Here is a 14,250-nt window from a genome sequence, read left to right as displayed (position 1 = left end):
GAGTTTGTCATGGAAGATACTAAACAAAAGGGCTTAATTGCCTATTTTGCGAATAACCCCGTCGCTGCCAACCTTTTGATGGTGTTCATCATTATCATGGGTGTGGTGAGTTTTCTCTTTATTCAAAGGCAGATGTTTCCGAATATTGAGGTGAACTACATTGATGTTCGTGCGGCTTATCCTGGCGCTTCTCCTCAAGAGATAGAAGAGAGTATTCTCGTTAAGGTCGAGGAATCGATTAAAGACGTCACCGGGATTAAAAAAGCAGTCTCAACGGCCTCTAGAGGTAGCGCGTATGTTTCTATCGAGGTAGACGTTAATGCCGATATCAAGCGTGTCTTAGATGATGTAAACCAACGTATTGATACATTGTCTAATTTACCAGCGGGTATGGAACCAATCAATGTTTACCAAGTTGAATGGCGCCAAGATGTAATCGAAATGGGGTTAGTTGGGGACCGACCGCTCGAGGAGCTTAAACCGCTTGCTAAGCAAATCGAAGATGAATTACTTCAGTTAGAAAACGTCATGCTGGTGTATCTGAGTGCGCCAGAAGAAGAAATAGCGATTGAAGTTGACCCACTTGTTCTTCGTAAATACGACCTGACGTTGAGCGATATCAGCAGCGCGATCAGCCGTTACTCAGCCAACTTTTCTGCGGGCGAAGTAAAAACAAACTCAGGGATGATTGCAGTAAGGATTGAAAACCAATACTACCGTGGTGATGAGTTTAGAAATATTCCTGTAAAGCTTGGCGCAAATGGTGCGAAGGTTTTACTGCAAGATATCGCCACGATCAAAGATGGCTTTACGGAAGAAGAGCGCTATTTTGAATACTCAGGGCAAAATGCGATCTACATGTCTGTTGAAGCAACTCGTGATCAGAACATTATCCCTGTTGCACAGTCCGTTCGTAATTATATTGAAGCAAAAAACAAGACATTGCCGCAGGATGTTAAGCTCAAAGTCTTAGTTGATACGACTTATTATTTAAATGGGCGTCTCGACATGATGTTGAAAAACTTGCTGCAAGGTGCTGCATTAGTCGCGATTATGCTGACCATTTTCCTACGTTTCCGCTTGGCTATGTGGGTAATGATTGGGCTACCTGTCTGTTTCCTCGGTGCTGTAATGATGATGCCAGCTTTGGGTATTACAGTGAACATCGTCTCGCTGTTTGCTTTCATCATGGTGCTCGGAATTGTGGTGGATGACGCCATCGTCATGGGAGAAAGTGCGTACAGTGAAATCGAAGAAAAGGGCGGCGGTGTCGAGAACGTGGTACGCGGTGTCAAACGTGTTGCTACGCCAGCGACATTTGGTGTTCTGACAACGATTGCTGTATTCGCACCATTCTTGTTGTCTAGTGGTATTGATAGTGCCTTCTTTTATGGTATCGCGGGGGTCGTGATTCTGTGTTTGATCTTCAGTTTGATTGAATCGAAGCTGATCCTTCCTGCACACCTTGCGCATACTCATTTTAAGCCAGTTAAACCAGGTGGTTGGCGTGACCGATTTAACCAACGTTTTTTTGGTTTTGTAAATGGTCCATATCGGAACTTTGTAACAACATGCACCCATTGGCGCTGGACAGTGTTTGCGGTGTTCTGTGGTTTACTGCTGATCAGCGCGGCTTTGATCAACGCGAATTATGTTCGGGTGATCCCCAACCCTAAAGTGCCGACTGACTATCCTGCGATCACTATTGAAATGAATGATACCGTTTCAAGTGAGCAGACAATCAGTGCACTCAAGACTATTGAACGTGTCATGCAAAAGATCGAATCTGAGACCATTGCAGAACATGGTCAAGGAATGATTCGTGATGTGCTGTCGTACAACAGAAGCCGCACCGAAGGTCGTGTATTAGTACCTCTGGTTGATGAAGAGTTACGCCCGTTCAATACATTTGAACTGGCTCGACGTTGGCGTGAAGCTATGCCTGTTATTCCAGGTATGAAGAGCATCAAAATCCGCGAGCAGAGTGCGGGTGGTGGTGACAGAGATGAGTTTGGCTACTTGTTGTTTGGTTCTAACATCAATGAGCTCAACGAGGCTGGGCGTTACTTGATAGAGCGTTTACAGCTGGAAGAAGGGTTATATGATATTTCATCTTCTATTGATTCTGGAAGCAAAGAAGTACTCCTGTCTCTTGCGCCTGTAGCGTACGATCTCGGTCTGGATCTCACCATGATCGCAGAGCAAGTTGGTGGCAGCTTTTATGGTGGCGAAGCACAGCGCATTATTCGTGATGGTGAAGAAATTAAAGTTATGGTGCGTTACCCGCAACTGACGCGTGAAGCATTCTCATCATTGCGTTACGCCGTGATTACAACACCAGCAGGTAAGAAGGTCATGCTAGGTGATGTGGTGAAGATCAACGAGCAGCCGGGCGTGAGTAGCATTCGACGTGAAGGCGGGTATCAAACCGTTTATGTCTATGGTTCGATAGACGAAGAATTGGTTGAACCTCAAGAAATCGTGAAGGTCATTGACGACAATATCTTACCGGATATGAAGCAAGCGTTCTCGAGTGTGAAAACAGAATTGGGTGGTGATATTGAAGAGCAGGCTGCGCAGCGTAATGAACAGATTTTGTTCTTTATTGCAGGTATGATCATCGTCTACATCTTGTTAGCTGTACCGTTAAAAAGTTATACCCAACCTTTGATTGTAATGTCCGTCATTCCGTTTAGTCTGACGGGGGCGATTTGGGGCCATTTCTGGCTAGGTTTAGACATCAGTATGATGTCGACATTTGGTTTGATCGCTGCTGCTGGCGTGGTTATCAACGACTCTCTGGTTATGACAGATTACGTAAACCAAGTGAGAGAAAGGGGTATGAACATCAAACAAGCGGTTGTTGAGGCGGGTTGTGCTCGTTTTCGAGCTATCACGCTCACCTCAATAACGACGTTTGCGGGTGTATTGCCGATAATGTTTGAAACGAGTTTGCAGGCGCGTTTTGTCATACCGATGGCTGTCGCTTTGGGCTTTGCGGTGTTGTACGCAACGGTTCTGACTTTAGTGTTGGTGCCTTGTTTGTATTTAATGCTTGAAGATATTAAAAATATTTTCAGATCGATTAAGAGGTTTATCCATCGTTTGATTAATCGTTTCAGAAAGTCGCCAGTGACGTCGAGCGTTGAAGCAAGCGTATCGAGTTAACAAGCTTGATGTTAACGATTAGGAGCAGCCTTCGGGCTGCTTTTTTGTTTCCGTATTTTGATTCAAAGCGATTTTTTAGTGGGCAGTTACGTAATTATCTGATGAGAAAACTGCCTGACAAAGCATTTCTAATATGTATGTTTCTAATGTTTTAAATTCGCATGGTTAATTTGACACTTGGTTAGCGAAATTTACCAGACGAAGATAACGTTGAATATGAGGTTTTATTTAACTTGTTGAAAAATAACAAAATAAAAGTTGGCATCGTATGTGCAATATATAAATTGTAATTAAAATTAACTGCTAATCCTCAAGGAGCTTATTATGAAAAGCGTATTTCTATCTACTCTAAGTCTTATTGCTGTAATGTCATCACCAATCGCTGCTGCTAACACTTTAGACAAAGAGGAGTGGAGCTCAGATTTACGTCAGGACTTTTCTGAAATGAAACATGAAGCTATAGCAGATATTCAGCAAATGAACATGGATGCCATTCACGCACGTGATGAGCGTATCGTGAAAAACATTAAAGATGAGCAAGAACAGTTAGTAAAGGTAACGTGTCACAAAGAGAAAGCAAGCAAGTCATAAACGCCGATAAAAGAGACTAACAGACGAAAATGAATCCAATACGAGTTCGGTGTTAGTTAGCAGTAAGCACTGACCTTGTTGCTCTACTTGCCAGCCTTTTAAGGCTGGCTTTTTTGTTTCTCATTTCATGGGTAGGGATCAGATCCTCAAGCTCATTATCAATAGTTGGCGTGTTTGATGAGCTATTGCTGGATGGAGCGGATGTAACTTTTAAAAGTGTAGATTTCAGTAAAGTGGAGGTGATGTTAGATATTTAAAATTTTGAAAAGATCCGATCTCCTTTTTGACCTTCATAATACCTTAGTATGTGGCTTACCTTTACTTGAATTAGAACTCATATTTCAGGCGTTCGTTTAAAGGTATTGATGCATATTTGAAGAGTAAGAGATAGACATATGAGTTTTATTAAAATGTGTAAAGATGGTTTTAGAGGAAAGCCGGATTTCTCTGACTTATTACATAATGCGTTCCAGATAGATGACTTAGTGCTGTCATTTGAGTGTCCGAACAACATATATGAAGGACATGTATACCAGGATCTTGTTAATTTAGAACAGTTCGATGTTGAATCAAAAATAGAGAGGCATGAAAGGTTTGTAAAGTTAGCTACGGTATATTTTTTGTTTCAGAAGAAAATATTAAACCCTTTGCTTCCTATTAACAAACAAGGTGGATTATATATTAGGCTACGGGTTAAATCTACTGGAGAAGATATTGATAATATTAGTCAATTGTCCTCATTTTTAGAGAGAGAATATTATGATTTTTATCATGCCCCGGAGCAAAGTGAAGGCTCTATGAGGGGGTATCATACAGACTTGATGAAAGAATTGACTAAGCGTGCGAATAAACAATGGGGAGAAATTCCAGAAAGTGAAGACCGAAAAAGAGAAAAAGAAGAATATTTAATTAGAGGTTTCTTAAGTAGTTATCCACCAATAAAGTGTGAGATAGTTGAAGTTGGAAAAAACAAATACTCAAAATACTCAGAAGGTAATCTTAAGTATAAGAGTGAATTACGAAGAGTATACAATTTACCCATAAAAAATGAATTCTACCTGAGCATCGAGTTTTGGTATAAGTACGATTCGATGTTTGCTAAGCAGAAGTTTTTAGATTGGGTGAGAAGTGCGGATGAAACCTTTGAAAAAAAAGTATTGGAATTACTGGATTTGTCTCCGCTCATCGACTCGTATACAGCCAAAGCAGTAAAGGGGTTGAACGAAAAAACTAAGGCTGAGTAACACAGCGTCAGTGTCAAGAAAAGCTAGCAAAGTATGTAGCCATGAGAGAAAAATGAATCAAATTGGATGTCTATTTACCTTTGTACGCCATGGCGCATATAAAGCCAATGGATTTAGTATAGAGCTTATCACAAATATCAATACATATTTAAATAACAAGAGATATAAATATGAATTTTATCAAAATCTTTAAAGATGGGTTTAGAGGGAAACCAGATTTTGCACACTTGTTACATAATGTATTCCAGATAGATGACTTAGTACTATCATTTGAATGTCCGAACAATATATATGAAGGTCATGTATACCAAGATTTTATTGAATTACAACGATTCAATATTGATTCAAAAGTAGAGCGGCATGAAAAGTTTATAAACTTGGCCACGATTTATTTCTCTTTTCAAAATAAAATAATAAATCCACTATTACCAATCAATAAACAAGGTAGCTTATATATTCGGTTAAGGATTAAATCTTCAGATAAATATATTACTAGTGTTAATCAACTATCTTCATTTATAGAGAAAGAGTACGTGGATTTTTATCATGCTGTAGAGTCACCTGACGGTTCTCAAAAAGGTGATCATACAGAGTTGATGAATGATGCCATTGCGTATGCAAATCATCGTTGGGGAATGGACCCGATAAACGAAGAAAAAAAGAGAGCGAAAGAAGAGTTCCTTGTAGGAGAGTTTCTTCGTGGTTATCCTCCAATCAAATGCCAAGATATCAAGATTGGTGAAAATACATTTTCAAAATATGTAGAAGGAAATTTGGAGTATAAAAAAGACTATCGAAGAGTGTACAATTTGCCTATCAAAAATGAGTTTTACTTTAGTATTGAATTTTTATATGAAATCGAGCCTATGTTTGCTCAAAAAAAGTTTTTAGATTGGGTAAGACACGCGGATGAAATCTTTGAAAAAAATGTTTTAGAGTTGCTAGCACTGTCTCCGCTTATTGATTCGCATACTACCTCCAAATCCGAAAGGTTGGCAAAAAAAAGTTGATCCAGAGCGTTCATACTTAACTTAAAGAAAAAAGCCCGCGAAGAATACCTTCACGGGCGAAAAAAGGGCACCAAATTGGGTGTCTATTCATTTTGGAGGTGGTCGAACGTCCATATAAAACTGACAATAGGCTTGGTGAGAGGCTTACCACCAGCGCGACCAACGAGGCTAAAGTTAACATTGTTGTAATGATTGTTAAAATGTTAATTCTTCAATCAATGTTTTCATTATCGTGAGTTTAAATTGTGAATGTGTTGCCTACGTGTATTTTTACTCTGTGAAATGCCGTTTTTGACAATAAAACATATTATAAATCTTGTGTTGGTTATTTGATTCGGTTATATAAAGCTCAACATACTTAATTCTTAACTGTTCATATTCACACTTAATGCGATACAATAACCCTCTGTTTGTTAAGTGATTGTGTGTTTTTTAACGTATTGGTATTGAACAAAAAGCGATCTAAGCCGCTCTTGTTCATTTTGATAAGTTTACTTATCAGTCGTTTTAGATTTCTTCGTGTTTATGAACTAGGCCGAAGTCAGCTAAAATGGCATACGCAGCAGGGATCATAAACAACACCAGCAGAGTGGATGCGAAAATACCAAACACGATGGAGATAACCAGTGGTTGGATAACCTGTGCTTGCAAACTGGTTTCAGTCAGTAACGGAAGCAAACCTGCTGCAGTGGTCATTGATGTTAGGAATACTGCTCTAAAGCGTTCCCGACTGGCTTTGACTACTGAGTCATGTACATTATCCCCTTCATCCACATGATGGCGTATGTACTGAACTAACAGAATCGAGTCATTCACCACAATCCCTGCTAATGAGACGAAGCCCATCATACTTGGCATACTTAATGAGTGACCGAGTAGGATGTGTCCCCATACCACGCCAATAAAGGCGAGGGGAATCGCAAGCATGACCACGAATGGTTCCAAATAACTGCGGAATTGGTAACTCAGAATCGCAAACACGCCAAACAAACCAAGCAAGAAGCCTTTACCCATTGATGCCCCAGTTTCAGCGGTATCTTTGGCTTCGCCTTCAAAATCAAAGCGAAGACCAGGATACTTTTGCATAAGCTTTGGCGCTTCATCTTGTTGGAACTGACGAATAATGGCGGTTGAGTTGGCTTTCGTATTATCGATATCGCCAAATACGCTCACAGTCCGCAAGCCATCAATGCGTTGGATTCTTACGTAATTACGTTGGAAATCCAAAGTCGCAATGGTCGCGAGGGGGATTTGACTGCCGTCGGACAAGATAATTGGGAAGTTTGCCAATTGCTGTAAGTCACCGGCTTGCGCTTTATCGAGGCGAACTTCGATGGAAATGTTTTCTACCCCAACTTGGATTTCGTCTGCGGTTTGGCCAAAGAAAGCCGCACGCAATTGATTGGCGATGAGCTGGCCGTTAATCCCATAAGCTTCCGCACCCGGACGCAGTTTAACCAAGACTTCTTCTTTACCCATGCGCATGTCATCCAACACGCCATGGACACCGTCAAACTCATTCAAGTATTGCTGAATGTCGATAGAGGCTGCTTTGAGCGCATCCAGATCATCATGTTTCGCTCGAATTTCAATCGCTCGTCCACCCGGCCCCATGGTCGGTTGTTTAAATACCAGCGAGATAGGATCGGCAAGTTCACCAATGTCTTCGCGCCATGCATCGATAAATTCATCGATGAGTGTGTTACGACTCTCGGCGCCCAGCAAATCCAGACGTACCGTGGCAATGTGAGGGCCAGATTCGTTCGCGTCGGCGTTAGCATTGAATTGACTGGTGATGTGCAGAACCAATGGATTGCCGTCTTCCACTTTCTCTGTCCATTCTTTATCTAGCTTTTGAGCGGAAGCGACGATCTTATCGACGACGGCTTCCGTTTGAGACAGAGAAGAACCCGGAGGAAGAATAATGCGCGCTTCTGCAATGTCGCCATCCAACTCAGGGAAGGGTTGGAACTTGAGTAAACCACCTACTAACGTGGCTGCGGAGATAAGAAGTAATGCAACCACACCACCCATAAAGGCATAGCGATACTCGACCACCTTATCGACTGCGTTAACCAAGGTGGTGTTGCGGAAGTTTTCAAAAGAAGCGAGCAGCTTTTGTTTGAACTTCGGTGTCTTTCGCTCTTGCTTTTGTTTATGCAGTGAATGAGAAAGGTGGTTAGGTAGGATCAAGAAGGCTTCCACCAAACTCAAACTCAGTACGAGGATCAGAACTTGAGGTACCGCTTTAAGTACCGCACCCATTTCACCTTGCAAAAATAACAAGCTACCGAAAATACACACCGTAGTTAAAAAGGAAGAGATGACCCCTGGCAGTACCTTTTTCACGCCTTTGATAACGGCATCATCGATCTCTTCTCCTCGGTCGAGGTGAGCGGCAATCGATTCGGCAATAACGATGGCATCATCCATCATGATACCGATGGCCATGAGTAACCCGACCAAAGACATGATGTTGATGGACAGGTCAAGTTGCGCCATCAAAAATAAGCCACCTAAGAAGGCTACGGGCAAACCAGCTGCGACCCAAAAAGAGTAGCGAAAACTAAAGAACAACCACATGGTGGCGAAAACCAGAATGATACCTTGCCAACCGTTTTTGACCATCATGGTCAGGCGATCCCAAAGCACAGATGAAAGGTCATTGGTCATTTGTAGCATCACACCGTCTGGCGCGATAGCTTGTTGTTCTTCGACAAATTGAGCAACCCGTTCCTTGATACGCAGTGCGTCATCTTCTTTGTTTTTGCTGACTTTTAGTAGGGCAGAAGGGTGACCATCGAAGAGGACTTTCTGTTCGTCCAATTCAAACCGGTCGGTAATCGTCGCAATATCTCTTAGACGGATGATTGAGCCATTTGTACCAGAGCCCACGACGATAGTCTCAAGCTCTTCCGGCGTCACGCGTCGTTCGTCAAAGCGGATCAGAAAGTTCTTATCTGGCGTTTCGACATTACCACTTGGCAACTTGACGTTTTGACGACCAATCTGCTCCGCAATATCACCAACACTCAAACCAAGTTGTCGGATAGCTTGAGTGTCTAACTCTACTCGGTATTGGTGGTCAGAGAAGCCAGCAACTTCAACCAAAGAGACATCGTAATCGATTTTTAACGTGCGTTTAAGCTGTTCGGCATACGCTTTTAGCTCTGGCCATGTGGTATCTGCGGTGATCGCGACATCCACAACTGGCTCGTTCCAATCGAGCTCTTGTACCACAGGAGATTCAATCTCTTGCGGGAAGTCATTAATCGAGTTGATCTGAGTTTGAACGTCGACCAGCATGCGCCCGATGTCGGCTTCTTCATTTAGTTTTAAGATAAGACGCGCAGAGCCTTCAATCGCTTCACATTGCGTTTCTTCAATGTTAGCAAGGCCATCAACAGCATCTTCCATTCGGACACAGATACTCTCTTCGACTTCTTGCGGGGAAGCGCCGGGGTAAACCACACCAGCTAGGATGTAGGGCGGATCAAACTCAGGAAAAGTTTCACGCTTAATCGTGGAAAGTGAAGAAATCCCCAATATCAGCAGCGTTAGCATCAGCAAGTTGGCTGCTGTTGGATGCTTGGCGAAGAATCGGATCATGAATCAGACTCCTCAATAGCCGTTTCTGACTGGTCAGGTGACTCTTTCAATAGCATGCCGTTAATCGCAGGGAGCAAATCGTTGATGATCAGCTTCTGACCTTGCTCTAGTTCACCATCGATCACCACTTGGTTATTGCGGCGATATAACACTTCAACCGTGACGACTTGCAGACGGTTGTCATCTCCCATCAGGTAAATCTTATCGCCATGAAGCGCACGCTCTGGGATGACCCAACTCGGGTTCTCTTGTCCCTCAATCAAGGCACGCACAAACATGCCGTTCACCAATGGAGGCGCAGACGTTGGGTTTAATGCACGGTAGTCTTGTTCAATTTCCAGAATCACACCGGCAGTCGCTTGGCTTGGATCAACCGTTTCACTGATGCGTGCAACTTTCGCAGGCCAGCTTGCAGAGAGGTTACCGCTGCTGAGTTCAATGTTGGCATGAATTGCATTCATATCAGGTTGTGGAATACCAGATTCATCGCGGACAAACTCACCGATGCTCGCCGCCAAAGTTTGCATGTCATGAATGGATAGTTGAGCTTCCACTTCCATGACATCAATACCATGTCCTGTCACCATGGTTTGTTGGAGGTTAACCACTTGCTTTTTCTCAATTTCTACGTCAGCAATACGCAAATCGTAAGGAAGCGTGATGATGGTTTTATCAAGCGAGCGTTCGGCCTCATCCACTTTTGATGCATTAACTTTAACTAGGGCTTCCGCGACTCGTTTCTCATCCGGCATCAAACCAATTTGATTTTCAATATCCAGTACTAACTTACGTTGAGAGAGCGCGCTTTGCTCTTGCTGATCTACATCCGATTGCGAGGTTAAGCCTTTCTTACGTAGGTTTTGTTTACGGTCTAACTCTTTGTTGGCGATAACCAGACGGTTGGCTTCTATCTTGAGTGTGCTTTTGAGATTCGCTTCTTCTTGGTTCAGCTTAGCCAGAGAGGTTTGGGCAGATTTGAGATCGGCTTGAGCTTGAACCAGTTTCAGTTCGTAATCGAGTGGGTCGATTCGCAAGATTTCTGTCCCTGCTTGCAACACTTGTCCTTTTTCCAGCTGCGGATGGCGGTAGACCACTTTCCCCGTCACTTCGGCTATCGCTTTCCATTCCACTTTTGGGGCGATCTTGCCAAACCCTATGGCTACTGGAGCAATGGCTTTGAGCTCAAGTGGAATCGTCTCGACCAACCGTGCACGATCTCCAGCGGGTTTTACGGGCAAATCTGGTTTGAGGCTAATCGCCAAAAACAGAATGACGACCCCCACCGCAAGAGCAGGAAAGAACAGCAGCTTTTTATTTATCTTCATATTGGTCGCCCGAGTCTAAAAATCCATGTTTCATCAGTTGTATGTTGTGTTCGAATAATCGGTTCAAGAAGGCTTCAGAAAGTTCAATGCCATGAATGGCGAGCAGTGCTGGTGGTGCCATAAAAGGAAATACCATCAAGCTGATGTAAGAGACGCGACAAAGTTGAGGGTCGGCGTCTTTTCGTAAAACGCCACTGTCGATCAACTTATCAAAGATCACGCCTTGCATTGGCTTGCTGATATCTGCGAAGACTTTTTCGAGCAGTTTGCGTTGGGTTTCCGATGGGGGCATATTCATAACTTGGGCAACTAAGCGTGGGAACTGTGGTACCTTGATCATTTCGCGGTAGTAGGTGCGCATTAGATCGAGAAAGTTTTGCTCGTTACTGTTGGATACCAACGTCTGCATCTGCTTTTGCATCGGTGACAGTGTTTCGCGCAACATGGTCTCGAACAAGCCTTCTTTGTTGCCAAAGTAGTAACGAATCATCGCCACGTTCACGCCTGCTTTCTGCGCGACTAGGCGAGTAGAGACCTTGTCATAAGCCATAATGGTGAAGAGTTCGCGCGCGTGGAAAATCAGTTTTTCCCGTGCGTCGATATTATCTGTGGGTCTTCCCGCCCTTCGATGCGCTTCCGTCACAATCTTCTCTCAAAATATTAAACATTTGATTAATTATAAGACGCTGATTTCTCATGCGACATGTGAAAAATTAATCAGTATTTAATCAAGTGATTAATTTGTGATGAAGAGAAGTAAAAAAGAGCAGAAAGAACTGCTCTTTGAACAAATAGAAAAGTATTTACTTAGGAAGAACGGCCTTTTGAGGCTAGATCACCCCCAACTTAACACACTCCAATTCGGTCTGTTGGCGTGTTCTTTTAGTTGTGGGCATGGATTTACCAGATAAGCGTAGTTCGCGTATTCACAAAGCGGTAAATCGTTGATTGAATCGGTATAGAAATGGATTTCGGAATAAGGCTCAGGCTGATTTTCTAGCCACTGTTTTAATCGCGTGACTTTGCCTTCACGATAACTCGGAATACCGTCGATTTCAGCAGTATAACGGTTGTTTTTCTCGATTAAATCAATTCCGAGTGCGGTTGGAATATTAAGACGGCGACCAACGGCTTCCACCAAAAAAGTGACGCTGGCAGAGATGATAACCATATCTATACCATCACGAGACAGTTGCTCAATCAGGGTTTTGGCTTGAGGAAACTGTTTAGCCAGAATATGGCTTTCAACACATTCTTCAACCAAGGCGTTTACTTCTTCAATCGGCATGTTTTCTAGTGGCTTCATGGAGAACGCTAGGTAATCTTCCATGTCCATTTTGCCTTCAGAGTACAAGGCCATTAGACGCTGATCTTCCATAATAAATAAAGGATCAGTCGCGATGCCTCTATCAACCATAAACTCGTTCCAAATCATTGCGCAGTCAGCGTTTATTAGGGTTTCATCCATATCAAAAACATACAAAGGTTTGGACATGTTTAGGCTCTCACTGGTTGAATTTCGTTTAGGTTAAAGAGTAGCTCTAGTTGGCTGCCATTCGCTAGTAAGCGTTCTGAAGAGCGGTTAAGCAAGTCAACAGTGAGCTCACACTCTTCAACGTTCACTTGATAGCGAATAACATTACCTAGAAGCTGGTGGTTGGTGATCGTACCTACTTGTGGCGCTGAGATGTGGCTATCATATTGACGACCTTGCTCTTTTACATATATAGACTCTGGGCGAATCGCTACTTTCCATTCGGTATCAATGTTGAAGAGTTGCTTGGCTTTATTGGCCTCTACAAGGTTGTAGTGCCCCATGAAACCGGCCACAAACTCGTTAGCAGGATGAGTATAAATTTCTTCAGGTGTTCCTGCTTGAACAATTTCCCCTTTACTCATTAGGAAGATACGATCAGACATAATCATCGCCTCTTCTTGGTCATGAGTTACGAAGATAGTGGTGAGATTCATCTCTTTCTGAATGTCTCGGATTTGCTGACGAAGGTGTTTGCGGATTTTGGCATCAAGCGCAGAAAGTGGCTCATCAAGCAATAATATGCGAGGTTTCACCACCAACGCTCGAGCGAGTGCGACACGCTGGCGCTGACCGCCAGAAAGTTGATGCGGATAGTGTTTTTCTTTACCTGCCAGATCCACCAGTTTGATGACTTTAGCCACTTCACGTCGAATATCATCATTCGCAAGCTTTTTCATTTTTAAGCCAAATGCAATGTTGCCTTCGACGGTCATATTGGGAAACAGCGCATACGATTGAAAGACCATCCCAATACCACGCTCTTGCGGGACTTGATGCGTGATATCTTCTCCGTTTACCCAAATCTCGCCTCCATCGACAGGGTTAAGCCCAGCAAGGCTGCGAAGTAGTGTCGATTTACCACAACCGCTAGGGCCCAAAAGCGTAATGAATTCACCTTGCTCGATGTTAAAGTGAATGTCCTCAAATACGGTGTTATCACCAAAACGTTTAGTCAGATTTTTCGCTGTTACGTAGCTCATTGTTTGACTCCTCGGCTGAAACGACTTGCCAACCAAGTCAGTAAAAAAATAAATAGGAAGTAGGTCATCACTAAGGCAGACGTAAAGTGGCCGCTCGTCTGACGCATGTTATACAAGTAGATTTGCAGGGTTTCATAACGTGTGCCGACTAAAATATTGGCGAACACAAACTCTCCCAATAGAAATGAAAATGAAAGGAAAAGCGATGCCATCAGTCCTTTTTTGAGGTTAGGTAAAATGACCATCAAAAACGCTTTGGTTGTGCTTGCTCCTAGCAAGTGTGCAGCGTCCATTAAATCGTTAAGGTTAATTGCTTCGAAGCTATTAGAAATCGCACGATACATGAACGGTAACGCGATGGTGAAGTAAGTACCTACTAGAATCCAAGGAGTACCGATAAGGGAGATTTCACTGTCAGCATAAAGTTGAAGCAAGCCGACGGAGGACACCACTGGTGGTACAGCGAATGGTAGCAAAATCAATACGTTCATGAGCTTATCGAGCTTCGGAAAGTAGTAAAACACCACGAATATCGCTGGCAGAACCAGAATCACACTGAGGGTTAGCGAAGCAATACAAATAAACAGCGAACGCCCAAACGCTTGCAAAAAGCGTGGGTCGGTCAGCAATTTAACGTACCAATCAAAAGTGAAACCATCTGGAAGCACCGTGGCGCCCCAGCGTGATGAAAGCGAATAGACAAAGGTCGCTAAAATCGGGATGAGCATGATCCCAACAATGGAATAAACCACTGTTTTATGGAATCGAGTATTAACGTTGTGCATG

The 14,250-nt window shown here is 43.1% G+C and carries 10 protein-coding genes; 4 read left to right on the top strand and 6 right to left on the bottom strand.

Annotated features, from left to right (window positions below; translation table 11 throughout):
• Nucleotides 1-9: 9 nt before the first annotated feature.
• From R7E47_RS05620 to R7E47_RS05605, 4 genes are all read left to right on the top strand, one after another.
• The gene (locus R7E47_RS05620; protein WP_086047539.1) at nucleotides 10-3,168 is read left to right on the top strand and encodes an efflux RND transporter permease subunit; all 3,159 of its coding nucleotides are present in this window, start codon (nucleotides 10-12) and stop codon (nucleotides 3,166-3,168) included.
• A 324-nt stretch (nucleotides 3,169-3,492) separates the two neighbouring features.
• Nucleotides 3,493-3,759 (top strand): hypothetical protein, encoded by a 267-nt coding sequence (locus R7E47_RS05615; RefSeq protein WP_005373876.1) that lies wholly within the window; start codon nucleotides 3,493-3,495, stop codon nucleotides 3,757-3,759.
• Nucleotides 3,760-4,154: 395 nt separating this feature from the next.
• A complete protein-coding gene (locus R7E47_RS05610) occupies nucleotides 4,155-5,003 on the top strand; it encodes a DNAase (protein WP_318083957.1) in 849 nt (282 codons plus the stop codon).
• A 170-nt stretch (nucleotides 5,004-5,173) separates the two neighbouring features.
• Entirely contained in the window at nucleotides 5,174-6,013 is an 840-nt protein-coding gene (locus R7E47_RS05605; protein WP_256902804.1) for a DNAase, read from the top strand.
• Between the two features lie 507 nt (nucleotides 6,014-6,520).
• On the opposite strand, the gene R7E47_RS05600 is transcribed toward R7E47_RS05605, so the two are convergent.
• The 6 genes from R7E47_RS05600 to R7E47_RS05575 form a co-directional block, all read right to left on the bottom strand.
• Nucleotides 6,521-9,622, bottom strand: coding sequence for an efflux RND transporter permease subunit (locus tag R7E47_RS05600; protein ID WP_115386498.1), 3,102 nt, complete (start codon nucleotides 9,620-9,622; stop codon nucleotides 6,521-6,523).
• On the bottom strand, nucleotides 9,619-10,947 hold the full coding sequence (locus R7E47_RS05595) for an efflux RND transporter periplasmic adaptor subunit (protein ID WP_115386499.1): 1,329 nt from the start codon (nucleotides 10,945-10,947) through the stop codon (nucleotides 9,619-9,621). Before R7E47_RS05595 ends, R7E47_RS05600 begins: the two co-directional genes overlap by 4 nt.
• Complete coding sequence (locus tag R7E47_RS05590; protein WP_021707693.1) at nucleotides 10,934-11,590, bottom strand: TetR/AcrR family transcriptional regulator; 657 nt, start codon at nucleotides 11,588-11,590, stop codon at nucleotides 10,934-10,936. The genes R7E47_RS05595 and R7E47_RS05590 overlap by 14 nt, the downstream gene beginning before the upstream one ends.
• A gap of 192 nt (nucleotides 11,591-11,782) precedes the next feature.
• Nucleotides 11,783-12,442 carry an HAD family hydrolase gene (locus R7E47_RS05585; protein ID WP_005373864.1) on the bottom strand — a complete coding sequence of 220 codons (660 nt, stop codon included), beginning with the start codon at nucleotides 12,440-12,442 and terminating at the stop codon, nucleotides 11,783-11,785.
• Between the two features lie 2 nt (nucleotides 12,443-12,444).
• Nucleotides 12,445-13,464: an ABC transporter ATP-binding protein gene (locus tag R7E47_RS05580; RefSeq protein WP_005373862.1), complete on the bottom strand. Its 1,020-nt coding sequence runs from the start codon at nucleotides 13,462-13,464 to the stop codon at nucleotides 12,445-12,447.
• Nucleotides 13,461-14,249 carry an ABC transporter permease gene (locus tag R7E47_RS05575; protein ID WP_115386500.1) on the bottom strand — a complete coding sequence of 263 codons (789 nt, stop codon included), beginning with the start codon at nucleotides 14,247-14,249 and terminating at the stop codon, nucleotides 13,461-13,463. The genes R7E47_RS05580 and R7E47_RS05575 overlap by 4 nt, the downstream gene beginning before the upstream one ends.
• Nucleotide 14,250 lies beyond the last annotated feature (1 nt).

The sequence above is a fragment of the Vibrio sp. Vb1026 genome (genome assembly GCF_033338745.1).
GTDB lineage: Bacteria > Pseudomonadota > Gammaproteobacteria > Enterobacterales > Vibrionaceae > Vibrio > Vibrio alginolyticus.
The sequence above is the reverse complement of the archived record's forward strand: the minus strand, read 5'-3'. Positions and strand labels throughout refer to the sequence as shown.

Coding starts and splice junctions, on each gene's coding strand:
- R7E47_RS05620 (WP_086047539.1), top strand. CDS start 10: ATGGAAGATACTAAACAAAAGGGCTTAATTGCCTATTTTGCGAATAAC.
- R7E47_RS05615 (WP_005373876.1), top strand. CDS start 3,493: ATGAAAAGCGTATTTCTATCTACTCTAAGTCTTATTGCTGTAATGTCA.
- R7E47_RS05610 (WP_318083957.1), top strand. CDS start 4,155: ATGAGTTTTATTAAAATGTGTAAAGATGGTTTTAGAGGAAAGCCGGAT.
- R7E47_RS05605 (WP_256902804.1), top strand. CDS start 5,174: ATGAATTTTATCAAAATCTTTAAAGATGGGTTTAGAGGGAAACCAGAT.
- R7E47_RS05600 (WP_115386498.1), bottom strand. CDS start 9,622: ATGATCCGATTCTTCGCCAAGCATCCAACAGCAGCCAACTTGCTGATG.
- R7E47_RS05595 (WP_115386499.1), bottom strand. CDS start 10,947: ATGAAGATAAATAAAAAGCTGCTGTTCTTTCCTGCTCTTGCGGTGGGG.
- R7E47_RS05585 (WP_005373864.1), bottom strand. CDS start 12,442: ATGTCCAAACCTTTGTATGTTTTTGATATGGATGAAACCCTAATAAAC.
- R7E47_RS05580 (WP_005373862.1), bottom strand. CDS start 13,464: ATGAGCTACGTAACAGCGAAAAATCTGACTAAACGTTTTGGTGATAAC.
- R7E47_RS05575 (WP_115386500.1), bottom strand. CDS start 14,249: ATGCACAACGTTAATACTCGATTCCATAAAACAGTGGTTTATTCCATT.